The organism is Roseateles sp. P5_D6 (assembly GCF_054049415.1).
In genome coordinates this window covers 222223-245006 of sequence record NZ_JBFUMK010000007.1, presented here as the reverse complement: position 1 = coordinate 245006, position 22784 = coordinate 222223, and the positions used below count along the sequence as shown (strand labels likewise).

Here is a 22784-nt window from a genome sequence, read left to right as displayed (position 1 = left end):
GAACATGGAACTCTTTCGCATCAAGCGCGACCTGCCGTTGATGAAGCATGCGTTGGTCTTCAACGCGATCTCCTTCATCACCTTCGCAGCCGCCGTGTTCTTCCTGGTCACGCGGGGCCTGCATTTCTCCATCGAGTTCACCGGCGGCACGGTCATCGAGGTGGCCTACCCGCAGGCGGCCGAGATCGAGAAGACTCGCCTGGTCGTCGAGAAGATGGGCTTCGGCGAAGTGCAGGTGCAGAACTTCGGCTCTTCGCGCGACGTGATGATCCGCCTGCCCGTGCGCGGCGATATCAAGCAGACCGAGCTGGTCGGCAAGGTCTTCACCGAGCTGTGCACGGCCGAGGCCGGCACGATCAGCGAGCATCAGGAAGTGACGCCCCAGGGCGAGCAGGTCAGCAAGCAGATCTGCAGACGAGCCGATGGCGCCGAGCCGATCAAGCTGTCGCGCTCCGAGGTCGTCGGCCCGGCCGTCGGGGCCGAGCTGGCCCAGGACGCCGCCAAGGCACTGGCCGCGACGGTCATCGGCATCATGATCTACTTGGCCATCCGCTTCGAATGGAAGTTCGCGGTCGCCGGCATCATCGCCAACCTGCACGATGTGGTCATCATCCTGGGCTTCTTCGCCTTCTTCCAGTGGGAGTTCTCGCTGGCGGTGCTGGCGGCCATCCTGGCGGTGCTGGGCTACTCGGTGAACGAATCTGTCGTCATCTTCGACCGGGTGCGCGAGGCCTTCCGCAGGTTCCGCAAGATGAACACCCACGAGGTCATCGACCACGCCATCACCTCGACGATGAGCCGCACCATCATCACCCACGGTTGCACGCAGCTGATGGTGGTGTCCATGCTGCTGTTCGGCGGGCCGACGCTGCATTACTTCGCCGTCGCGCTGACCATCGGCATCCTGTTTGGCATCTACTCCTCGGTGTTCGTGGCGGCGGCCATCGCCATGTGGCTGGGCGTCAAGCGGGAGGACCTGGTCAAGGCGGGCGTGAATCGTGACGACCCCAATGACCCGAACTCCGGGGCCGTCGTGTAGAGTGATCGCAACCCAACATTCCAGCCGCGCAGCCCTCACCAGTCCATGACCGCCGCTCGTAACCAGGCCCTGGCGACCCAGGCGCGGCGCGTCTATCTGGAAGCTCTGGTGCGCGGCATGACGCCCCTGGTCGCTGCGGTCGGCCAGGGCGCTGGCCAGCAACTGGCCCACGGCGTCCCCCACGCCATCATGATGGCCAGGCGCGACGCGGTGCAGGCCTGGCAGAAGCTGGGCCCCAACTGGCAGATGGCCGTCGTCGCGGCGCTGCGCCACGCGGCAGTGCACGGCGTCTCCGACAACGCCCGCGAGCACGACACGACCGTGCCGGCCCAGTCGGTGAAGATGAGCCTGGTCGACGACTCGACCATCGAGCGCGAGATCACCAGCTCCCGCCTGGCCCTGGTCATGATGGACCGGGCGACCTGGGAATTCACCGACCTGCGCACCCGCATGCAGGCCCTGGAGGCTCATGACGACCTGGAACCGCTGGACCTGCTGCGGGCCCATGTCGTGGCCCGCGTGGCGCTGGACGCCTGGACCCGCGTCGGCCTGGACGCGAACATCTGGCAGCTGCTGCACCATGAGCTTCACGAGGAATTCGCCCAGCTCATCAGCGAGGCCTACCACGAGACCAACCGCTGGCTGATCGCCCAGAAGGTGCTGCCCGAGGTCGATCTGCGGCCCTTCATCCGCCGCACGGCCCAGGCCGCTACGGCGGCGACGGCGACGGCCACTGGCGCGCCGGTACCGCCGCCACCGCCGGTGTCTCCCGGCCCGGGTCTCGCCCCCACGTCAGGCCCGGTGCCGATGGTCGCGGGTGGGGCATCGGCGCGCAGCAAGGCGAGCAGCCAGGCCGACGAAGTCATGGCCCAACTGCAGCGTGTGCTGGCCCGCCATGTGCCGGGCTTTCCGGTCGTCAAAAGCCAGGTGCCGGCCCGCCCGGGTGGCGGCAAGCCGAGCCTGGCCGATGTGACACCCAGCCATGCCGGCACCCTCGGTGGTGGCAGTTCATCGAGCGGCGATGCACCCGCCTCCGTGGCCAGGCCGTCGCTGGCCGATGCGCCGCCCGTCTCCGTTTCCGCCGCCTCGCCGCGGTTGATGGGTGCCATCAAGCATGCCCAGGAGTCCTTGCAGCGCCGCCCCGGCGCAGCTGGCGGTGTGGATACCGGTGGCAGCGCCAGCGCCCCGCGTGCGCTGGAGGAGATTGGCGCGCGCAACCAGGCCTTCAAGCAGGTCCTGAAGCAGGCCGCGAGCAACCCGGCCGAACGCGCGACCATCGAGATCGTCGCCATGATGTTCCAGAGCATCCTGACCGAGGAGCGCATCCCGGCCACGGTGCGGGTCTGGTTCGCGCGGCTGCAGATGCCGGTGCTGCGGGTGGCCGTCAGCGAACCCGACTTCTTTGCCGCCGCCGACCATCCGGCGCGTCGTCTCATTGACCGCATGGGCGCGTGCGTGATGGGTTTCAACACGGCCCAGGTCAGTGGCCCGGGTTCGGAGCGCGCCAGCAACGATGCGCTGGAGCGCGAGATCAAGCGCGTCGTGCAGGTCGTCGAGGCCTATCCGGACACCGGCCGGCGGGTCTTTGCCACCGTGCTGACCGAGTTCGAGAAGTTCCTCGACCACTATTTCGAGAACGAGAACCAGGCCTCCAAGCGCGGCGTGTCGCTGGCCCAGCAGGTCGAGCAACGCGAAACCCTGGCCATCCAGTACACCATCGAGCTGCGCAAGATGCTGTCCGAGGTGCCGGTACAGGACGGCGTGCGCGACTTCCTCTTTCACGTCTGGGCCGACGTGCTGGCCGTCACGGCGGTGCGCGCGGGCGCCCAGTCCGACGTGACCAAGTCCATGAAGCGGGCCGCCGCCGACCTGATCTGGAGCGCCAGCTCCAAGGCCTCGCGCGAGGAGCGTGCCGAGGTCATCCGCCGCCTGCCGCCCCTGCTCAAGACGCTGCGCGATGGCATGAGCCACGCCGGCCTGCCGACGGACAAGCAGGACGAGCATGTGCGCCAGCTCAACAACGCATTGGCCGCCGCTTTCACGGCCAAGACGGCCGCCATCCCGCGCGAGCGCCTGGACGAGCTGATGGACCAGCTCGAGACACTGGAAGCCATGCTGCCCGAGGACATCGAAGGCGGCGACAGCCATGTCGACGAGATGCTGGTGCGCGACCTGTCCGGCCACGAATCCGAGGGCATGGAGGTCGTCGCCGAGGGTGGCTCCGCGCCGACGCCGGCCATGGTGGCCTGGGCGCGCGAGCTGCAGGTCGGCGGCTGGTTCATGCTCGACTACCGCGGCCGCAACGAGCAGGTGCAGCTGGCCTGGCGCGGCCTGCGCAAGCAGCTGGCGCTGTTCGTCACGCCCAAGGGCCGCGGCGTGCTGTTCTCGCTGAACCGCATGGCCGCCTTCCTGCAGGCAGGCCTGCTGCTGCCTGCCCAGGACGAAGCGCTGACCGTGCAGGCCACGCGCAAGGCGCTGGCCAAGCTGGATGCCGATCCCGGGCAATTGCTCAAATGATTTGCGGGTCAGACCTGCGCGCGTAGCGCGCTGCTCTGACCCCAACTGATTCAGGAATTGAAAAAGGACGCCGCGGCGTCCTTTGTTCTTGGTGCATCAGCGGGTTCAGTGGATCAACCGATCCTCGGGGGCAACGAACAGCTCGTCCAGGATCAGCGCATCGGGCTCTTCGCCCAGGCTCCAGAACACCATCAGCACGATGATCTTCAGGTCTTCCAGGTCCATCGGGTTCCCGGAGATGGCCATGGCGCGGTCGATGACCATCTCGCGCATCGGGCCGGGCAGCACGCCGGCCGACTCGAGGAAGCTGACGAAGCTGATCGATTCCTCGCCCAGGTGCTCCATCTCCGCCGGCGAATAGACGCGCATCGCGTGTTCGCTCTGCTCGCCCTGGTAGGACTCCCCGGACGCGGCCAGACCGTCCAGCCAGGAGAGGGCCTCCTGGATTTCGTCGTTCTCGAAGCCCACCGCCGTCAGTTTTCGCGCGAGTTGCGCGTGATCGGGGCAGGCGTCCGGGCGCCAATAGGTCTCGTAGAGATAAACCAGGACATCGAACATCGTGAGGGGATGATAGCCCAGGGTCTGGCGCACTCCGGACGCGAATAACCCCTCGGATCAGGCTCTGATATCCGCGGTTAAGCTCGCTGTCTCTGCTGCCCAGCCTGCCCTCATCCCTGCCGTCGGCGCTGGAAGAGCTGGCCCGTCAGGCGGGCAATGTGGCCGTCGAGCTCCAACTCCAGCAGGGCGGCGCTGAGCTCGGCCGCCGGCCAGCCGCAGCGGGCCATCAGGGCATCCAGGCTGACCGGATCGAAGCCCATGGCGTCCAGCAGCGCCTGCTGCTCGTGAGGCGTCTCGGCAGGCTCGGGCGTCACGCACAGCTTGCCCAGCGGCGGCAGCTCCTCCAGCACGTCCTGGGCCGACTCGACCAGCTTGGCGCCCTGGCGGATCAGCGCATGGCAGCCGCGGGCCTGGGGTGAATGGATGGAGCCGGGGATGGCGAACACCTCGCGGCCCGCCTCGACGGCCTGCCGGGCCGTGATCAGCGAGCCCGACTGCACGGCGGCCTCGACGACCAGGCAGCCCTGGGCCAGGCCGGCAATGATGCGGTTGCGGCGCGGAAAGTTAGCCGGCAGCACCGGGGTGCCCAGTGAGTACTCGCTGACGATGAGGCCGCCGCCGGCCAGTAGCCGCGCCGCCAGCTTCTCGTTGCGGCGCGGGTAGACCTGGTCCAGCCCGGTGCCGACGACGGCGATGGTGGCGCCGTCGGCGTCCAGGGCGCCCTCATGCGCGGCGGCGTCCACGCCCAGGGCCAGGCCCGAGACGATGGTGTAGCCGCCGCGTGCCAGCGCCCGGGCGAAGGCGCGCGCGTTGTCGCCCCCCTGGGCGGTCGGGTTGCGGCTGCCGACGATGGCGATGGACGGCGCGCCCAGCAGTTCGCGCCGGCCCTGCAGCCACAGCAGCAGCGGTGGGTCGGCCGTGGCCAGCAGGCGAGGTGGGTAGTCGGCATCGCCGAGAACGAGCAGGTCATGGCCGGGTTCGGCCAACCATGCCTGGGCCTTGTCGATCAATTCGTCGAGATGGTCAGGGGGCTTGTTGAAGCCCTCGCGCTGTTTGCCCGGCAGCGCCTGGTCCAGGGCGACGGCGGGGAGTTCGAAGACAGCCTGCGGGCTGCCGGCCATGGCCAGCAGCCGCCGCGCCGCTGCCGGGCCCACGCTCTCGGTGAGCCGCAGCCAGGCGACAAGCTCGATGGGTGTCAGCATCAGCGGTTCGAAGAACCGCCGGGCCGAGCGCTGGGCCGCTCCCGAGCCGGCCCGCCTTGGCGATGTGCTTGCCGGTCAATCCGGCAAGCATCGCCGTTCCCTCGGGGGCTGAGGCCGGACACATTGCGCCCAGTGGGCGCGATGTGCCTACCGAAGGGCTGCGGCACCCGCCGCAGCGCGGTCTGCAAGACCGACCAAGGTACTCCTTGGGCTAGGGGCTCCATTCTCTAAGGCTGGGTAAAGCGGTCGCCCGGTCGAACCGGCTCTTTCACCGAGATGATCAGCGCATAGGACACGCGCTCATAGACCTCGAAGACGAACAGGATGCCGTGGCGCTCGTCGGGCAGCTTGATGGCCTCGGCCCTCTCCTGGGTCTTGTCCATGACCCTGGCGCCGTCGCGCCACAGCGCGAACACATGGCCGCGCTCGATGCCATCACGCTTGCCGCGGTTGAGCGCGACGATCTGGTTCTGGCCTGCGTTGAGTGCCTCGCCGTAGATGGCCGCGATTTGACCCGCCATGGGCTGGCTGGGCGCGTGCGGCACATACAGCTCGAGATTGCGTGCCGGTGCCGGCGCCAGACGGTCGCCGATGCCGACCTCCTGCTTGATCTGCCGGACGGTCATCGTGGCCGGCACGATCTCGGCCTTGCCATCGGCGCCGGTGCGCTCCTCGCCCAGACGGGTCAGTTCAGCCGTGCCGACATACGGGGCCTCGTAGCCCAGGATCTCGTTGGTGGCTGGGTCGCGCAGCGGGCGGGCGTTGCGGAAGACGCGGAAGTCGGTGCCGCTGCCGAAATCGCCACGCGCATAGGCCAGTTCGCCCGGGCCGAGCAGCACATGCCCTTCCTGGGCGGCGACGATGCGCGGTGCCGTGGCCAGCGCATCGGTGTCGAAGACGACAGCGTCGGTCAGGAAGGGTTGGATCAGGTGCAGCGGGATGCTTGGGATGGGGCTGGAATCCAGCGCCGAAATGCGCATCTGCGGCCGCAGCTTGACCACGCCATTGCCGGCCGTATTGCCGCCGACGCCCTGTGCCAGTTGCAGCCGGGCCCGGCCATCGACCTTGACCAGCAGCAGCACCTGGCCCGGGTAGATCAGGTGGGGGTTGCGAATCTGGTCGCGGTTCATGCCCCAGAGCTCGGGCCAGCGCCAGGGGCTTTTCAGGAACAGCTTGGAGATGTCCCAAAGCGTGTCGCCTGGCTGCACCGTGTGGCTGTCCGGCGCATTGGGCGCCAGTTCGGCCAGGGGCACGCCCGCGGACGCGACCTGATCGGCGACGCGTCGCTGTTCGGCGGTGACGGGCAGCTTGCTGGTTTGCGCCCAGGCTGAGGTCGCCGTCGCGAGGGCGAGGCAGGTCGCAAGGACTGCGAAGTGGGCTGGGCGGGCAACGGGCATCTGGCGCGGTCTCCGAGGGGATTGCCGGATCGGCGAAAATCCAGGCGATTCTGCCCGCAATCACCGGGGGCAACCAACAACCGCTAGCGCTCGTTTGCGAGTGCTTACAAGGCGCCATGGCCCAACTGCACATCCTTCGCTACCCCGACCCGCGTCTGCACACCGTTGCCAAACCGGTGGCCGCCGTGGACGAGCGCATCCGCCAGCTCGTCGATGACATGCTGGAAACCATGTACGCCGCCGACGGTGTCGGCCTGGCCGCGACGCAAGTCGATGTGCATGAGCGTGTCATCGTCATCGACACGTCGCAGGATCGCGACACCCCGCGTGTGCTGATCAATCCCGAGCTGGTTCGTCTCAGCGAGCGCATGGTCGAGGGCGAGGAAGGTTGCCTGTCGGTGCCGCAGATCTACGACAAGGTGCCGCGCCATGCCGAGGTCACCGTGCGCGCCACCAATCGCGACGGCGAGGTCTACGAGTTCGAGGCCGATGGCCTGCTGGCCGTGTGCGTTCAGCACGAGATGGATCACCTGCTGGGCAAGGTCTTCGTCGAATACCTGAGCCCGCTCAAGCGCGACCGCATCAAGACCAAGATGGTCAAGAAGACGCGCGAGGAAGAGCTCGAGGCCAAAAAGCGCAACCAAAGGTTGTGATGCGCGTCGTCTTTGCTGGCACGCCAGAATTCGCTGCCGTTGCGCTGGACGCGTTGCTGGCTGCCGGTTTTGCCGTGCCGCTGGTGCTGACCCAGCCCGATCGCCCGGCCGGGCGGGGCATGAAGCTGCAGGCTTCGGCGGTCAAGCAACGCGCCGTTGCGGCCGGCATCCCGGTCGCCCAGCCGCAGGGCCTGAAACTGGACGGCAAATATGCCGCTGACGCGGCTGCGGCGCGCGAGGCGTTGCGGGCGGCAGATGCCGACGTGATGGTCGTCGCCGCCTATGGCCTCATCCTGCCGCAGTGGGTGTTGGACACCCCGCGCCGCGGCTGCCTGAACATCCACGCCTCGCTGTTGCCGCGCTGGCGCGGTGCCGCGCCCATCCACCGTGCCATCGAGGCTGGCGACGCCGAGACCGGCATCACCATCATGCAAATGGATGCGGGCCTGGATACCGGCGACATGCTGCTGATCGGCCGCGAGACCATCCGCGCCGACGACACGACCGCGGCCCTGCATGACCGGTTGGCCGAACTGGGCGGTCGCCTGATTGTCGAGGCTCTGCAGGCGCCCAGCCTGGCGCCGACGCCCCAGCCCGGCGAGGGCGTCACCTACGCGCACAAGATCGAGAAGGCCGAGAGCGCCATCGACTGGACGCTGCCCGCTGTCGTGATCGAGCGCCGGCTGCGCGCCTTCGATCCCTTCCCCGGCGGCCAGGCGACACTGGCCGGCGAGGCGCTCAAGGTTTGGCGGGCCGAGGTCGTTGAAGGCCGGGGTAAGCCGGGTGAAGTCATCGCCGCCGGGCCGGAGGTTGCTTGTGGTGAAGGCGCTTTGAAACTGACCGAACTGCAACGCGCCGGGGGCAAGCGCGGGCCGGCTTCGACCTTCCTCCAGGCCCGGCCGATTGCCGTCGGCGAACGCTTCGACGCTTGAAACCCCGGGTGCGTGGCACCATCTCCCACGTATTCCTGACTTCCGGGCCGGTGACATGTTCAATCTGCTGAAAACCGCTGTCCTGATGGCCGCCATCACGGCGCTGTTCATGGCCGTCGGGTCCTGGATCGGCGGCCAGGCCGGCATGCTGATCGCGTTGCTGGTGGCCGTTGGCATGAATTTTTTCGCCTACTGGTTTTCGGCCGACATGGTCCTGCGCATGTACAACGCCCGGCAGGTGGACGAGAGCACCGCGCCGCAGTTCTATCGGATGGTTCAGGAACTGGCGCAACGGGCCGGTCTGCCCATGCCCAAGGTCTATTTGATCGACGAGGAAGCACCGAACGCCTTCGCGACCGGCCGCAACCCGGAGCATGCCGCCGTCGCGGCAACGACGGGCATCCTGCGCGTGCTGTCCGAGCGCGAGTTGCGTGGTGTCATGGCCCATGAACTGGCCCATGTGGCGCACCGGGACATCCTCATCAGCACCGTCAGCGCGACGATGGCCGGTGCGATCTCGATGCTGGCCAACTTCGCCGGGCTGTTCGGCGGCCGCGACGAGAACGGCCGGCAGACCAATGTCATCGCCAGCATTGCGATCGCGTTGCTTGCACCGCTGGCCGCCACGGTGATCCAGATGGCCATCAGCCGCGCCCGCGAGTTCGAGGCCGACCGCGGCGGCGCCGAGCTCTCCGGCGACCCGGCCGCGCTGGCCTCGGCCCTGGACAAGATCCACCGCTACGCTCAGGGCATTCCGATGGCACCCGCCGAGGCTCACCCGGAGACGGCGCAGATGATGATCATGAACCCGCTGTCCGGTGGTGGCCTGCGAGGGCTGTTCTCCACCCACCCGTCGACCGAGGAACGCGTCACGCGCCTGCTCGCGATGGCCAGGCGCTGACTCGCCGTGACCTCAAGTTGCAGCCGCGCCGGCCGATAGCTGAGCCCATGAAGCGCCTTCTTCTTGCCCTGCCCCTGCTCGCAGCCCTGTCGGCCTGCGAGCAGCTTGGCATCGACGACCCCGCCAAAGTGGCCGCTGCCAAGGAAGCCGAGGGCAAGGCCATCGGCAGCGCCTGCCGGCATGCGATGCGTGCCATCGAGGACTGCTACGTCCTCAACCCCAAGGCCCAGAAGGCCGCCGTCTACACCGGCTGGCGCGAGATGGACGAGTACATGCGTGAGAACAAGCTCGAGGGCGTCGCGCCCGTCGTGCCGCGCCCGGGCTCGGTCAAGCCGTCGGCCGACGAGCCAGAGGCCAAGCCGGTCGAGAAAGCCGCTGAAAAGGCGTCTGAAAAGGGCGGCGACAAGGCCAAGGGCCACTGATCCGGCACCGCCAGACGCATTTCGCCCCTTCCATCCTGCGCACTGTCGCGTTGGTCAGGTCCGTCCCGGCGCCGCTTGGCACCATGGGAACCATCAAAACCCGATGGAGCCCGACATGAACACCTCCCGCCGTCTCTTTGCCCTCGGTCTCGTGGCCGCCGCCATGTTCAGCGGCTCCGCCCAGGCCTGGAGCTGGACCATCAACAGCGAGCGCGTCAACGGCAATGGCGACATCGCTACCGAGGCCCGCGACACGGGCGCCTTCGACGGTGTCGCGCTGACCGGCGGCTTCAACGTCGTCATTCGCCAGGGTTCGGGCAACAAGGTCGAGGTCAAGGCCGACCGCAACCTGCTGCCCCTGATCGAAACCCGCGTCGTCGACGGCAGCAAGGGCCGCACGCTGGAGATCTCGCCCAAAAAGGGCGTCAATGTGCACAGCTCGACCAACCCCAGCCTGACCATCGAGATGCCGGCCCTGCGCTCGATCGCTGTGGCCGGCTCCGGCACCGTCAAGGTCGAGGCCATGAAGACGGCCGGCGTCGACGCCTCAATCGCCGGCTCCGGCGACATCCGCTTCGCGGGCCTGGACGCCGAACGCCTGGGGATGAAGGTCAGCGGCAGTGGTGACATCGTCGCGGCCGGCCGCTGTGCCAGCGCCCAGGTGACCATCGCCGGCAGCGGCGACGTGAAGGCGGCCGACCTGGTGGCGGAAGACGTCAAGGTCAGCATCGCCGGTAGCGGCGACGCCCAGGTCAACGCGACCAAGCGCCTGAATGTCTCCATCGCTGGCAGCGGCGACGTGAAGTACGCGGGCTCGCCGGAGATTTCGTCCTCCGTCGCCGGCAGCGGCAAAGTCCGTCGCATCGGGCAGTGATTTGAGGGCCTGTTCGCCCGACAGCGATGGGTCGCGAAGGCCCGCCGCCAGGGGCCAATCAAGGCGCAGTGCGCCGCCCGCACTCGTGTGCGGGCAAGGGATGCAACGCCGAGTGGCCCCTGGCGGCGGACCTTCCCTTCGGGTTGTGGCCAGAAAGACTGCGCGCGGCGTTGCAAATCCTCGCCGGGCAACCGGCCCGGCTGCGGTTTGCGCCTTGCTCGCAGCCTTTCTTGCCACAACGCGACCCATTGCTGTCGGGTGAACAGGCCCTATGCCGCCGACAATGGCGGCATGAGTCTGACTTCCAGGTTGCGCGCGCTCGCGGCCGACCCCGATTTCCGCCACGGCGCGCGCGACATGGCCTCGCCCTCCCTGGGCCTGGCGGCCTGGGGCCTGGTGACCGGTGTGACCATGGTCAAGAGCGGGCTCAGCATCCCGCTCGCTATGGGCATGTCGCTGCTGGTGTTTGCCGGCAGCGCGCAGCTGACGGCCCTGCCGCTGATCGCCTCCGGCGCGCCGCTGTGGGTGCTGCTGGCCACGGCGTTCTGCGTCAACCTGCGCTTTGTCATCTTCAGCGCGCAATGGCGCAACTACTGGGGCCATCTGCCCAGGGCGCGCCGGCTGCTGAGCGGCTATGTCGCGGCCGACCTGAACTTCGTCTACTTCGTCAAGCGCTATCCGGACCCCGTGCCGGTGCCGGGCCAGCAACGCTATTTCTGGGGTGGCGTGGCCGTCAACTGGCCGACCTGGCAGGCCTGCTCCTTCGCCGGCATCCTGCTGGCCGACCGCATTCCGCCGCATTGGGGCATTGGCTTCGCCGGCGTGCTGGCGCTGCTGGGACTGTCCTATTCGCTGCTGACCGAGAAGGTGCTGTGGTGGGTGGCTGTGACGGCTGGCGCTGTGTCGATTGCCACCTATGCGTTGCCGCTCAAGCTCAACATCCTGTGCGCCATCTTTGCGGCGGGCGCCGTAGGCTGGTGGCTGGACGCGCGAAAGGCCAGGGCATGAGCGTGCGCCGAACGCCGGGCCGTCCCAAGTCGGCGCGCATCCCCTCGGGGGATCGGTCGGCGTACTCGACGACCGAGGGGCGGACATGAGCGATGCGATGACCTGGGTGGCGCTGTTCGGCCTGGCCGGCATTTCCGTCCTGACCCGCAGTTTCTTCATGATTGGCGAGAAGCCCCTGCCCATTCCGGACTGGCTGCGCGAACTGCTCAAGGTTGCACCGCTGGCGGCCCTGGTCGCGGTCGTCGCGCCCGAGATCTTCATGACGCAGGGCCAGCTCATCACGACCTGGCAGGATGCGCGCTGGCCCGCGGCGGTGGCCGCGACGGCCTACTACTTTTGGCGCAAGGGCATCCTGGGCACCATCCTCGTCGGCATGGCGGTCATGCTGCCTTTGAAGCTCGGCCTCGGCTGGTAACCGCGCCGGAACGGCGGGCAGCGAGAATCGCGGCAGTTTCGGTTTCTCATCAACTGCCCCGCCCACCATGAACGTCATCCGCTTCTCCGACCTGATCGCCGCCGGCAAGGTGGCCGGCCAGCGCGTCTTCATCCGCGCCGACCTCAACGTGCCGCAGGACGACACCGGCAAGATCACCGAGGACACCCGCATCCGCGCCTCGCTGCCGGCCATCAAGATGGCCCTGGACGCTGGCGCCGCCGTCATGGTCACATCCCACCTGGGCCGCCCGACCGAAGGCGAGTTCAAGCCTGAAGATTCGCTGGCGCCGGTGGCCGAGCGCATGGCCGAGCTGCTGGGCCGCCCGGTGCCGCTGCAGCGCGACTGGGTCGATGCCGTCTCCGTCGCGCCGGGCCAACTGGTGCTGCTGGAGAACTGCCGCGTCAACAAGGGCGAGAAGAAGTGCAGCGAGGAGCTGTCCAGGAAGCTGGCTGCCCTGTGCGACATCTTCGTGCACGACGCCTTCGGCACGGCCCACCGCGCCGAGGCCACCACCTACGGCATCGCCAAGTACGCCAAGATCGCTTGCGCCGGCCCGCTGCTGGCAGCCGAGATCGACGCCATCACCAAGGCCCTGGCCAACCCGCGCCGCCCGCTCGTCGCCATCGTTGCCGGCTCCAAGGTGTCGACCAAGCTGACCATCCTGCAAGCCCTGGCGAGCAAGGTCGACGGCCTCATCGTCGGCGGCGGCATCGCCAACACCTTCATGCTGGCCGCAGGCCTGAAGATCGGCAAGTCGCTGGCCGAGCCGGATCTGATCGATCAGGCCAAGTCCGTCATCGATGCGATGGCTGCGCGCGGCGCCGACGTGCCCATCCCCGAAGACGTCGTGACGGCCAAGACCTTCTCCGCTGGTGCCACGGCGGCGGTCAAGGCGGCCACCGACGTGGAGGACGACGACCTCATCCTCGACATCGGCCCCAAGACGGCCGCCAAGCTGGCCGAGAAGCTCAAGGCCGCCGGCACCATCGTCTGGAACGGCCCGGTCGGCGTGTTCGAGTTCCCGGCCTTCGCCCATGGCACGGAGGCCATCGCCCGCGCCATCGCCGAGAGCGTTGCCTTCAGCATTGCCGGTGGCGGCGACACGCTGGCTGCGATTGCCAAGTACGGCATCGAGAAGGACGTGGGCTACATCTCCACGGGCGGCGGTGCCTTCCTGGAGGTGCTGGAAGGCAAGACGCTGCCGGCCTTCAAGATCCTGGCCGAGCGCGCAGCGGGCTGATACAAGTCCGCCGCTGGGGGCGGTCATGATTTCACGCTCGCTGGCGGCGGCGGCCATCCGCGGGGGGTTACCGGCCGACACAATTGCCGCATGGTCCTGCGCTGGCTTCTCGCCCTGCTCGTCGTCACGACGCTGCTCGGCCTTTATGCCAACGAGTATTGGATGACTCGCCACCTCGTGCTCGATGGGCGCGGGGCTGGGCAGCATCTGGAGATCGTCGACGACCGCAGCAGCGGCGGCAAGAGTGAAGCCAGGCTGGACGCGCCTGCCGGCGGCCCGGTGGGCATGCGCTGCGACATCCGCCCCGGCTACGAGTGGCCCTACTGCGAGCTGCAGTTCGAGATGAAGGGCCGGCCGCTGGACCTGAGCAACTTCAGCCACATCCGCCTGTGGCTGAATGCCGAGGGCCCATCGCTGGACCATCAGGCGCCACAGGTGCGCGTCTTCCTGCGCAATGCCAACCCGGCCTATACGAAGCCGGGTGACGCCGAAAGCCTCAAGCCCCAGGAGGTCACCTTCGCGCCCGGTGCCCAGCCGCAGCCGGTGGAACTGCGGCTGTCGCAGTTCGCTGTCAGCTCCTGGTGGGCTCAGACCCATCAACTGCCCGTATCGCTGGTGGGGCCGGAGATGGACAGCATCCGCGTTATCAGCTTCAGCACCAGCGGCCAGGTGGCGCCGGGCAAGCACCTGATCCGCGTCGACCGCGCCGAGCTCGTCGGTGACTGGGTCGCTCCCGAGACCTTCCGCCTCGGCCTGGTTGGCCTGTGGATGTTCAGCCTGCTGGGCTATCTGGTCTGGGAAAGCTGGACGGTGCACGGGCGCCTGCGCTTGTCGATGAAACGCTCGCGAGCGCTCGAGAAGATGGCCTTGCGCGACCCGCTGACGCGTGTGGCCAACCGCGATGGCCTCAACCGTGCACTGGACCTGCTGCTGCAAGTGCAGGGCGACATGAGCTTCCCGCTGTCGGTCGTCTTCGTCGACGTCGACCATTTCAAGCGTGTCAACGACCAGCATGGCCACGAGGTCGGCGACCAGGTGCTGGTGCTGCTGGCCCGCACGCTGCGCGCCAACCTGCCGCGTGACGACCTGCTGGCGCGCTGGGGCGGCGAGGAGTTCGTCATCGTCATGCCGCAGACGCCGGCCGAGGAGGCCGTGGCCGTGGCCGAGCGGCTGCGCCAGGTGCTGGCGCGCGTTGAATGGTCGGCCGGGCTGAAGGTCACTGCGAGTTGGGGCGTGGCCCAGGCCGTGGCGGCGGCGGATGTCGAGGCTGCGTTGCGCGAGGCCGACCGGGCCATGTACCGCGCCAAGCATGAAGGCCGCGACCGGGTGATATCGGCTTCGGCATAGATCGCCAAAAAACCTGCATCGGCGGGGGCTGAAACGCGGCGTAACCTTGAGGGTTCCTCCCTGGAGAGTCACCCTCATGGAAAAGAACAACGCTCCCTTGTCGCCTGCCGAAGCTGCGCTGCGCGAAGCCGCTCTGGACTATCACCGCAGCCCGACGCGCGGCAAGATTTCGGTCACGCCGACCAAGGCGCTGTCCAACCAACGCGACCTGTCGCTGGCCTACTCCCCGGGCGTGGCCTATCCCTGCCTCGACATCGAACGCGACCCGTCGCTGGCGGCCGACTTCACGTCGCGCGGCAACCTGGTGGGCGTCATCACCAACGGCACCGCCGTGCTGGGCCTGGGCGACATCGGTCCGCTCGCCGCCAAGCCCGTCATGGAAGGCAAGGGCTGCCTGTTCAAGAAGTTCGCCGGCATCGATGTGTTCGACATCGAGCTCGCCGAGCGCGACCCGGACAAGCTGATCGACATCATCGCGGCCATGGAGCCGACCCTGGGCGGCATCAACCTTGAGGACATCAAGGCGCCCGAGTGCTTCTACATCGAGCGCGAGCTGTCCAAGCGCATGAACATCCCGGTCTTCCACGACGACCAGCACGGCACGGCCATCATCTCGTCGGCGGCGCTGCTCAACGGCCTGGAGCTGGTGGGCAAGGACATCGCCAGGGTCAAGGTGGCCGTGTCGGGCGCGGGGGCCGCCGCCATCGCCTGCCTGGACGTCATGGTGGGCCTGGGCGTGAAGCGCGACAACGTCTTCGTCTGCGACTCGCGCGGCGTCATCCAGTCCGAACGTGAAGACGCGAAGGCCGGCAAGCTGGACGAGTCCAAGCAGCGCTATTGCCAGATCACGGCGGCGCGCACACTGGCCGATGTGGTCGATGGCGCCGACGTCTTCCTCGGCTGCTCGGCCGCCGGGGTGCTGACGGCCGACATGGTCAAGACCATGGCCAGTCAGCCCATCATCCTGGCGCTGGCCAACCCCGAGCCCGAGATCCGCCCCGAGTTGGCCAAGGCCGTGCGGCCGGACTGCATCATGGCCACGGGCCGCAGCGACTACCCCAACCAGGTCAACAACGTCCTGTGCTTCCCCTACATCTTCCGCGGCGCGCTGGACTGCGGCGCGACCAAGATCACCGAAGGCATGAAGCTCGCCTGCGTGCGCGAGATCGCGGCGCTGGCCAAGGCCGAGACCAGCGATGAAGTGGCCGCGGCCTATGCCGGCCAGGAACTGGCTTTTGGCCCGGAATATCTGATCCCCAAGCCGTTTGACGCGCGGCTGATCCTGCGCATCGCGCCCGCGGTCGCTGCGGCTGCGGCGGCCGACGGCGTGGCCACGCGGCCGGTGGCAGACCTCGTCGCCTACCGCCAGTCGCTGGAGCGCTTTGTCTACCAGACCGGCATGTTCATGCGCCCCGTGTTCGCCACCGCGAAGGCCGAGTGCGCACGTGTCATCTACGCCGAGGGTGAGGACGAGCGCGTGCTGCGCGCGGTGCAGGTGGCGCTGGACGAGGGCCTGTGCAAGCCGACGCTGATCGGCCGACCGGCGGTGCTCAAGGCGCGCATCGAGCGCGCCGGCTTGCGGCTGAAGCTGGGTGAAGACGTTGCCGTCATCGACCCCGAGGACGACCCGCGCTTCCGGCAGTACTGGGAGGCCTACTACGCCCGCATGAAGCGCAACGGCTTCACGCCCGAGATGGCCAAGTCCGCCGTGCGGCGCTCCAACACGGCGATCGGTGCGCTGGCCATCGAGCTGGGCGACGCCGACGCGATGATCTGCGGCATGGTCGGCCGCTTCGACCGCCACCTGGAGCAGGTGCGCGACCTCGTCGGCCTTCGCGAAGGCGTGCGCCAGTTCGCCGCGATGAACGCGCTGATCCTGGAGCAGATGACGCTCTTCATCACCGATACCTTCGTCAACGACGACCCGAGCGCCGAGGAGCTGGCCGACATCGCCGCGATGGCTGCCGAGGAGGTGAGCCGCTTTGGCCTGCCGCCCAAGCTGGCTTTCGTCAGCCATTCGATGTTTGGCTCCAGCACGCGGCCGTCGGCCGTCAAGATGCGCCGCGCCCACGAGCTGTTCTCGGCCGCCCACCCTGAAGTCGAATGCGACGGTGAAATGCATGGCGACGCGGCCCTTTCCGAGAGCGTGCGCCAGGCCTTCCTGCCCGACAGCAAGCTCAAGGGCGCCGCCAACCTGCTGGTGCTGCCGACGCTGGATGCGGCCAACATCCTCTTCAACGTGCTGAAGATCAGCGCCAGTCACGGCGTGACGGTCGGCCCCATCCTGCTGGGCGCGGCAGCCCCGGTGCACATCCTGACGCCCTCCGCGACGGTGCGCCGCATCGTCAACATGACGGCTCTGGCGGTTGCGGACGTGCGGGAAGCCCGCGAGGCCCGTTCAGCGCAGGGCTGAACTGCGCCAGCGCCACACCGGCGAGGATGACGCCGGCGCCGAGCAGCTTGGGCGCGCTGAACTGCTCACCGCCCCACAGCCACGCGATGAGGCCGGCCACCAGCGGCATCAGGTAGATCAGCGGCGCGGTGCGGGCCACGCCGCGCTTCTCGTTGGCCCAGCCCCAGGCTAGCCAGCCCAGGAAGCCGCCGCCGATGACCTGCCAGGCCAGGCCCGGCCATACCCATGTGGGCTGCGTCGCCCAGTCCAAGGACACCAGTGCCGGCGAGCACCACAGCAGCATCGGCAGCGTGCACACCAGGCTGCCATAACCCAGCACCGTCACACCGCCGTGGTGCTGGATCAGCGGCTTGCTCGCCACCGTGTAGTAGCTGAAGAGAGCGGCGGCGGCCAGCAGGGTCAGGTCGCCCAGGCCGGCCTGCCAGTCGGCGGCGAGCAGCTTGTCCGATGTGAAAACCAATGCGCCGGTGGCCGCCATCGCCACGCCGACGACCTGGCCCGCGGAGAGTTTCTCCACGCCGGTCGCGCGCAGGATCAGCAGTGTGAACACCGGCCCGCAGGCCAGCAGCACGCTGGCGCTGAAGGCAGTGGAGCCCTGCATGCCGTAGGCCGACAGCAACAGGTGCAGGCCTTGGCCGATCAGCGTCAATCGCACCAGCGGCCAGACCTCACCACGATCCAGCCGGGGCCAGCGCAGGCCGAAACGCCAGCACAGCAGCGCGACGGCGCAGAAAGGCATCAGCAGATAGCGCAGCCCCAGGAAACCGGTCGGGCCGACCTGGTTGAACAAGGCCTTGGACAGTGGGAAATTGACGCCCCAGGTCAGCACGACGGCCATAGCGGCGATCAACGGGGCGAGCTGGCGGTCCTTCATATCGGCTAGCATATTCTCATATGAGAGAAGAATTCTCTGAATTGAGCGAAGAGGGGCAGTTCGAGCGTCAACTGGCCGAGCGGCTGGCTGCGCTGCGCACGGCCGCCGGCTGGTCGCTGGACGAGCTGGCTTTGAAAAGCGGCGTCAGCCGCGCAACGCTGAGCCGGCTGGAGCGCGCCGAGACCAGCCCGACGGCGACGCTGCTGTCGCGCCTGGCCCGCGCTTACGGCCTGCCGTTGAGCCGCCTGCTCGCCGAAGCCGAGGCCTTGCCCGTGCGCCTGCTGCGCGCCGCCGACCTGCCACGCTGGCACGACGTGCAGAGCGGCTTCGAGCGACTGATGCGCTGTCCGCCCCTGGCCGGCTTCGCGACCGAGGTCATCGAGGGCCGTCTCGCGCCCGGCGCCGAGCTGGCCTACGACGAGCCCACCGTCGCGCGCCTGGAACACCACCTGTGCCTGCTGGAAGGCCGGCTGCGGCTGACTCTGCAGGGGCAGGTCTTCGAGCTGGGCGCTGGCGACTCGATCAGCTTTCGCTGCCTTGGGCGCAGCGTTTTCACCAACCCCGGGGCCGAATCAGCGCGCTATCTGCTCGCGATGACGGTGCCTTCCCTGTAACTGGTATCCAACCACCATGAGTTCCGAACTGCCCGCCCGCCTTGCGCCGCTGGACCCCGGTCACCCCGATGCGCGGCGTCTGATCGCGCTGTCCGAGGCCTATATGGGCGCGCTCTATCCCAGCGAGAGCAACCACTTCGAGCCCGCCGATGGCCTGCGCCCACCGCAGGGCAGCTTCTACGGGCTGTGGCGTGGCGAGCAGCTCGTCGGCTGCGGCGGCGTCAAGCACTTCGACGCGGACGGCTATGGAGAGATCAAGCGTCTTTTCGTGCTGGATAGCGAGCGTGGCCGTGGCGTCGCCCGGCAGCTGATGGCGCAGTTAGAGGCCGAGCTGACCGAACGCGGCCTGCGGATCGCGCGGCTGGAGACCGGTATCCACCAGCCCGAGGCCCTGGCGTTGTACCGGCGTCTGGGCTACTCGGAGCGCGGGCCCTTCGGCGGCTACACGCCTGATCCATTGAGCTCCTTCTTCGAGAAGGTGTTGGGTTGAAACACGACGAAACTCGCGCGAGGCTTGGCGGACCATAATTCCGCGCCTTCCAAGAATCGAGACAGCCATGACCCGCGCCACCAAGATCGTCGCCACCCTCGGCCCTGCTTCCAACACGCCGGAGATCCTGGAGAAGATGATCCGCGCCGGCGTCGACGTCGTGCGGCTGAACTTCTCCCACGGCAAGGCGCAGGACCACATCGACCGCGCGACCATGGTCCGGGAAGCCGCGCAACGTGTCGGCAAGTCGGTGGCCATCATGGCCGACCTGCAGGGCCCCAAGATCCGCGTCGGCAAGTTCGAGGGCGGCAAGATCGAGCTGATCCCCGGCGCGCCCTTCATCCTGGACGCCGACCGCACCGAGCTCGGCAACCAGGACATTGCCAGCCTCGACTACAAGGAACTGCCGCGTGACGTGAAGCCCGGCGACACGTTGCTGCTCAACGACGGCCTGCTGGTGCTGACCGTCGAGTCCGTGCGCGGCGCGCAGGTCCACACCATCGTCAAGCTCGGCGGCGAGCTGTCCAACAACAAGGGCATCAACAAGCAGGGCGGCGGCCTGACGGCGCCGGCACTGACAGCCAAGGACATGGACGACATCAAGACCGCGATGTCCTTCCAGTGCGAATACCTGGCCGTCAGCTTCCCCAAGAACGCCACCGACATGGAAATGGCGCGCCAGCTCGCCAACGTGGCCGGCGAGGCTTATCGCCACAAGCCGGCCATGATCGCCAAGATCGAGCGCTACGAGGCCATCCCCCACCTCGAGGCCATCCTGAAGGCCAGCGACGGCATCATGGTGGCGCGTGGTGACCTGGCCGTGGAAGTGGGCAACGCAGCCGTGCCGGCGCTGCAAAAGCGCATGATCAAGATGGCCCGCGAGCTGGACAAGGTGTCCATTACGGCCACGCAGATGATGGAGTCCATGATCGTCAACCCGGTACCCACGCGTGCCGAGGTCAGCGACGTGGCCAACGCCGTGCTGGACGGCACCGATGCCGTCATGCTGTCCGCCGAGACGGCTGCCGGCAAATACCCCATCGAGACCGTCGAGCAGATGGCCAACATCGCGCTGGAAGCCGAGCGTGCCGAGTTTGTCAGTCTCGACACCGACTTCGCTGGCCGCCAGTTCGGCCGCATCGACCAGTCCATCGCCATGGGCGCGCTGTTCACCGCCTACCACCTGGGCTGCAAGGCCATCCTGGCCCTGACCGAATCCGGCTCGACGGCACTGTGGATGAGCCGCCACCGCATTCAGGTGCCCATCTTCGGCCTGACGACCCAACCGGTCAGCCAGCGCAAGATGGCGCTCTACCGCAATGTGCTGCCGCTGTTGATGCCCAAGTTCGAGGACCGCGACGTGGCCCTGGCCGCCGCGGAAAAGATCCTCGTCGAGCGCGGTGTGCTGATGCCCGGCGACACCTATGCCATCACCTGCGGCGAGCCGATGGGCTACCCCGGCGGCACCAACATGCTGAAGGTCTGCCGGGTCGGCTGATGCCCTAGTGGCTGTGGCCGACGTGGCTCTTGGGCGGTAGCTCGGCGCCCGGCTCGGCCAGCCCTTCGAGGATGGCGCAGGCCGGCTCGTTGCCCTGGCAGCGGGCGCGCAACGCGCGCAATTCCTTCTCCAGTTCCTGCAGCGCCGTGATGCGCGCGCTGACGTGGTCGATGTGCGCGTCCAGCAGCGCATGCACACCTGCTCCGTTGGCGCCACCGTGCCCGTCGCCCTGCAGCGCCAGCAGCGCCCGCACCTCAGCCAGGTTCATGTCCAGCGAGCGGCAGCGGCGGATGAAGTGCAGGCGCTCGACATCAGGCGGGCCATAGACGCGGTATCCAGCATCCGTGCGCGGTGGCGGCGCCAGCAGGCCCTCGCGCTCATAGTGGCGGATGGTGTCGACCTTTGTTCCGGTCAGGCGGCTGAGTTCTCCGATACGCATGTGACGATTCTCGGCTTGACTCTGGTGTGGCTCCAGGGTTTGCAATAGCGGCAGTTTTCAGCCAAGGTCTTCCCCGCCATGAGCCACGCCTGCCACCACCATCACGATGAACCCAGCCCCGGCAATTCGCCGGCCTACCGCCGTGTGCTGTGGGCGGCACTGCTGATCAATGCGGCCATGGCCGTCGTCGAGATCACGACCGGCTGGCGCGCCGGGTCGCTGTCGCTGTGGGCCGATGCGCTGGATTTCATCGGCGACGCAGCCAACTATGGCGCGTCGCTGGCCGTGCTGTCGGCCGGGCTGCTGTGGCGGGCGCGGCTGGCCTGGGTCAAGGGTTGGGCGATGGCGGTGTTCGGCGTTGGTGTGCTGGCCCGCGCGGCCTGGGCCGCCTGGGCGGGCGAGCCACCGCAGGCCGCGACCATGGGTATCGTCGGCACGCTGGCCCTGCTGGCCAATGTGGGTGTGGCCGTGATGCTCTATGCCTGGCGCGAAGGCGACGCCAACATGCGCGCGGTCTGGCTGTGCAGTCGCAACGACGCGCTGGGCAATGTGGCCGTCGTGGCCGCTGCCGGTGGCGTGGCGCTGACCGGCCAGGCCTGGCCCGACTTGCTCGTGGCCGTCATCATGGCCGGCCTCGCCTTGCACTCATCGCGCGTGGTGCTGCGCCACGCGCGTGAAGAACTCAGACCAGCGCCAGTGCCAGTGCGGTAAGCGCCATCACGCCGGTGGCAGCCCAGCCCATGCGGCGCAGCCTGGGGCCGATGACATGCTCGCCCATGACGGATTCGCGCGTGGCCAGCACCATCATCGCGGCCATGATGGGCACAGCGCTGATGCCATTGAACACCGCCGACCAGAACAGCGCCTTGACCGGGTCCAGCGGCGCGAAGCACAGGGCCACGCCGCCCAGGGTCGCGACGGCGATGACGCTGTAGAAGCCGCGTCCCTCGCCGCGTTCGAGCTTGAGGCTCAGGCTGTCGCGCCAGCCGGCCACCTCGGCCACCGCGTAGGCCGCCGAGCCAGCCAGCACCGGCACGGCCAGCATGCCCGTGCCGATGATGCCCAGGCTGAACAGCAGCGCCGCATGCTCACCCGCGATCGGCCGCAGCGCCTCGATGGCCTGGGCCGAAGTCTGGATGTCGTGCACGCCGGCGGCATGCAGCGTCACGGCCGTGGACAGCATGATGCAAAAGGCGATGAGGTTGGAAAAACCCATGCCGACATGCGTGTCCAGCTTGATGCGGCGCAGATGGCGCTTCACGTCGGCTGGCTTGCAGGGGCGGCCTGCGCAGTCCTCGACCTCCTGGCCCGCCTGCCAGAAAAACAGATAGGGGCTGATCGTCGTGCCGAACAGCGCCACCAGCATCAGCACCGTGTCACGGTTCCATTTCAGCTCGGGCCGTATCGTGTGCAGCAACACCTCGCCCCAGTCCAGGCCCAGCACGATGACCACGCCGACATAGGCCAGCAGTGCCAGCGTCAGCCACTTCAGCCAGCGCACATAGCTCTGGTAGGCGAGGAAGACCTGCATCAGCACGCTGACCACGCCGAAGGCGATCGCGTAGATCAGCGCCGGGCCGCCCACCAGCATGTGCAGCGCGCTGGACATGGCGGCGATGTCGGCGGCGATGTTCAGCGTGTTGGCTGCCAGCAGCAGGCCCACCAGCGCCAGCAGCACAGGGCGCGGGAACGTGCGCTTCATGTTGGCCGCCAGGCCGCGGCCGGATACATAGCCGATGCGGGCGCTGACGATCTGGATCGCGGCCATCAGCGGCAGGGTGAAGACGACGCTCCACAACATGCCGTAGCCGAACTGCGCGCCGGCCTGGGAGTAGGTGGCAATGCCGCTCGGGTCGTCGTCCGCCGCGCCGGTGATCAGCCCAGGGCCGAGCTCATGGAAAGGCCGACGAAGACGGGCAAGGAGAGTCAT

The 22784-nt window shown here is 68.0% G+C and carries 22 protein-coding genes; 16 read left to right on the top strand and 6 right to left on the bottom strand.

Features of this window, described 5'->3' with window-relative positions:
- Nucleotides 1–4 precede the first annotated feature (4 nt).
- Together secF and ACXJKM_RS12170 are read left to right on the top strand one after the other, a co-directional pair.
- Nucleotides 5–1039 carry a protein translocase subunit SecF gene (gene secF, locus ACXJKM_RS12175; protein WP_056205235.1) on the top strand — a complete coding sequence of 345 codons (1035 nt, stop codon included), beginning with the start codon at nucleotides 5–7 and terminating at the stop codon, nucleotides 1037–1039.
- Between the two features lie 45 nt (nucleotides 1040–1084).
- Nucleotides 1085–3556 (top strand): DUF1631 family protein, encoded by a 2472-nt coding sequence (locus ACXJKM_RS12170; protein ID WP_056205231.1) that lies wholly within the window; start codon nucleotides 1085–1087, stop codon nucleotides 3554–3556.
- A 105-nt stretch (nucleotides 3557–3661) separates the two neighbouring features.
- Here the strand turns inward: ACXJKM_RS12170 and ACXJKM_RS12165 are convergent, their stop codons facing one another.
- The 3 genes from ACXJKM_RS12165 to ACXJKM_RS12155 form a co-directional block, all read right to left on the bottom strand.
- Complete coding sequence (locus ACXJKM_RS12165) at nucleotides 3662–4114, bottom strand: DUF494 family protein (RefSeq protein ID WP_056205310.1); 453 nt, start codon at nucleotides 4112–4114, stop codon at nucleotides 3662–3664.
- A 110-nt stretch (nucleotides 4115–4224) separates the two neighbouring features.
- Complete coding sequence (gene dprA / locus ACXJKM_RS12160; protein ID WP_457352586.1) at nucleotides 4225–5316, bottom strand: DNA-processing protein DprA; 1092 nt, start codon at nucleotides 5314–5316, stop codon at nucleotides 4225–4227.
- A 227-nt stretch (nucleotides 5317–5543) separates the two neighbouring features.
- Nucleotides 5544–6713 (bottom strand): LysM peptidoglycan-binding domain-containing protein, encoded by a 1170-nt coding sequence (locus ACXJKM_RS12155; protein ID WP_056205226.1) that lies wholly within the window; start codon nucleotides 6711–6713, stop codon nucleotides 5544–5546.
- Nucleotides 6714–6829: 116 nt separating this feature from the next.
- Between ACXJKM_RS12155 and def the strand changes: the two genes are divergently transcribed.
- From def to ACXJKM_RS12105, 10 genes are all read left to right on the top strand, one after another.
- Nucleotides 6830–7366 (top strand): peptide deformylase, encoded by a 537-nt coding sequence (def, locus tag ACXJKM_RS12150; protein ID WP_056205224.1) that lies wholly within the window; start codon nucleotides 6830–6832, stop codon nucleotides 7364–7366.
- Entirely contained in the window at nucleotides 7366–8298 is a 933-nt protein-coding gene (gene fmt / locus ACXJKM_RS12145) for a methionyl-tRNA formyltransferase (protein ID WP_056205222.1), read from the top strand. Before def ends, fmt begins: the two co-directional genes overlap by 1 nt.
- Nucleotides 8299–8353: 55 nt before the next feature.
- The gene (gene htpX / locus ACXJKM_RS12140) at nucleotides 8354–9199 is read left to right on the top strand and encodes a zinc metalloprotease HtpX (protein WP_056205220.1); all 846 of its coding nucleotides are present in this window, start codon (nucleotides 8354–8356) and stop codon (nucleotides 9197–9199) included.
- Between the two features lie 47 nt (nucleotides 9200–9246).
- The gene (locus tag ACXJKM_RS12135) at nucleotides 9247–9621 is read left to right on the top strand and encodes a hypothetical protein (RefSeq protein WP_056205217.1); all 375 of its coding nucleotides are present in this window, start codon (nucleotides 9247–9249) and stop codon (nucleotides 9619–9621) included.
- A gap of 115 nt (nucleotides 9622–9736) precedes the next feature.
- Nucleotides 9737–10495: a head GIN domain-containing protein gene (locus tag ACXJKM_RS12130; RefSeq protein WP_162247880.1), complete on the top strand. Its 759-nt coding sequence runs from the start codon at nucleotides 9737–9739 to the stop codon at nucleotides 10493–10495.
- Nucleotides 10496–10786: 291 nt separating this feature from the next.
- Entirely contained in the window at nucleotides 10787–11503 is a 717-nt protein-coding gene (locus ACXJKM_RS12125; RefSeq protein ID WP_056205212.1) for an AzlC family ABC transporter permease, read from the top strand.
- Nucleotides 11504–11588: 85 nt separating this feature from the next.
- The gene (locus tag ACXJKM_RS12120; RefSeq protein WP_056205211.1) at nucleotides 11589–11918 is read left to right on the top strand and encodes an AzlD domain-containing protein; all 330 of its coding nucleotides are present in this window, start codon (nucleotides 11589–11591) and stop codon (nucleotides 11916–11918) included.
- Between the two features lie 67 nt (nucleotides 11919–11985).
- On the top strand, nucleotides 11986–13179 hold the full coding sequence (locus ACXJKM_RS12115; protein ID WP_056205208.1) for a phosphoglycerate kinase: 1194 nt from the start codon (nucleotides 11986–11988) through the stop codon (nucleotides 13177–13179).
- Between the two features lie 90 nt (nucleotides 13180–13269).
- Nucleotides 13270–14526 carry a GGDEF domain-containing protein gene (locus ACXJKM_RS12110; RefSeq protein ID WP_457352583.1) on the top strand — a complete coding sequence of 419 codons (1257 nt, stop codon included), beginning with the start codon at nucleotides 13270–13272 and terminating at the stop codon, nucleotides 14524–14526.
- 76 nt (nucleotides 14527–14602) lie between these two features.
- Nucleotides 14603–16939 carry an NADP-dependent malic enzyme gene (locus tag ACXJKM_RS12105; protein ID WP_457352581.1) on the top strand — a complete coding sequence of 779 codons (2337 nt, stop codon included), beginning with the start codon at nucleotides 14603–14605 and terminating at the stop codon, nucleotides 16937–16939.
- Here the strand turns inward: ACXJKM_RS12105 and ACXJKM_RS12100 are convergent.
- Nucleotides 16872–17813, bottom strand: a complete 942-nt coding sequence (locus tag ACXJKM_RS12100) for a DMT family transporter (RefSeq protein ID WP_457352579.1) — start codon at nucleotides 17811–17813, stop codon at nucleotides 16872–16874. The genes ACXJKM_RS12105 and ACXJKM_RS12100 overlap by 68 nt on opposite strands.
- 20 nt (nucleotides 17814–17833) lie before the next feature.
- Between ACXJKM_RS12100 and ACXJKM_RS12095 the strand changes: the two genes are divergently transcribed.
- The 3 genes from ACXJKM_RS12095 (at nucleotide 17834) to pyk (ending at nucleotide 20415) form a co-directional block, all read left to right on the top strand.
- A complete protein-coding gene (locus tag ACXJKM_RS12095; protein WP_457352577.1) occupies nucleotides 17834–18427 on the top strand; it encodes a helix-turn-helix domain-containing protein in 594 nt (197 codons plus the stop codon).
- Nucleotides 18428–18443: 16 nt separating this feature from the next.
- Nucleotides 18444–18917 carry a GNAT family N-acetyltransferase gene (locus ACXJKM_RS12090; protein ID WP_056205195.1) on the top strand — a complete coding sequence of 158 codons (474 nt, stop codon included), beginning with the start codon at nucleotides 18444–18446 and terminating at the stop codon, nucleotides 18915–18917.
- Between the two features lie 67 nt (nucleotides 18918–18984).
- Complete coding sequence (pyk, locus tag ACXJKM_RS12085) at nucleotides 18985–20415, top strand: pyruvate kinase (RefSeq protein ID WP_056205191.1); 1431 nt, start codon at nucleotides 18985–18987, stop codon at nucleotides 20413–20415.
- Nucleotides 20416–20419: 4 nt separating this feature from the next.
- Here the strand turns inward: pyk and ACXJKM_RS12080 are convergent, their stop codons facing one another.
- The gene (locus ACXJKM_RS12080; RefSeq protein ID WP_457320698.1) at nucleotides 20420–20854 is read right to left on the bottom strand and encodes a Cd(II)/Pb(II)-responsive transcriptional regulator; all 435 of its coding nucleotides are present in this window, start codon (nucleotides 20852–20854) and stop codon (nucleotides 20420–20422) included.
- 78 nt (nucleotides 20855–20932) lie between these two features.
- Between ACXJKM_RS12080 and ACXJKM_RS12075 the strand changes: the two genes are divergently transcribed.
- Nucleotides 20933–21565, top strand: coding sequence for a cation transporter (locus tag ACXJKM_RS12075; protein ID WP_457320696.1), 633 nt, complete (start codon nucleotides 20933–20935; stop codon nucleotides 21563–21565).
- Here the strand turns inward: ACXJKM_RS12075 and ACXJKM_RS12070 are convergent.
- Nucleotides 21537–22784 carry an NRAMP family divalent metal transporter gene (locus ACXJKM_RS12070; RefSeq protein ID WP_056205184.1) on the bottom strand — a complete coding sequence of 416 codons (1248 nt, stop codon included), beginning with the start codon at nucleotides 22782–22784 and terminating at the stop codon, nucleotides 21537–21539. The two genes, ACXJKM_RS12075 and ACXJKM_RS12070, sit on opposite strands and share 29 nt — an antisense overlap.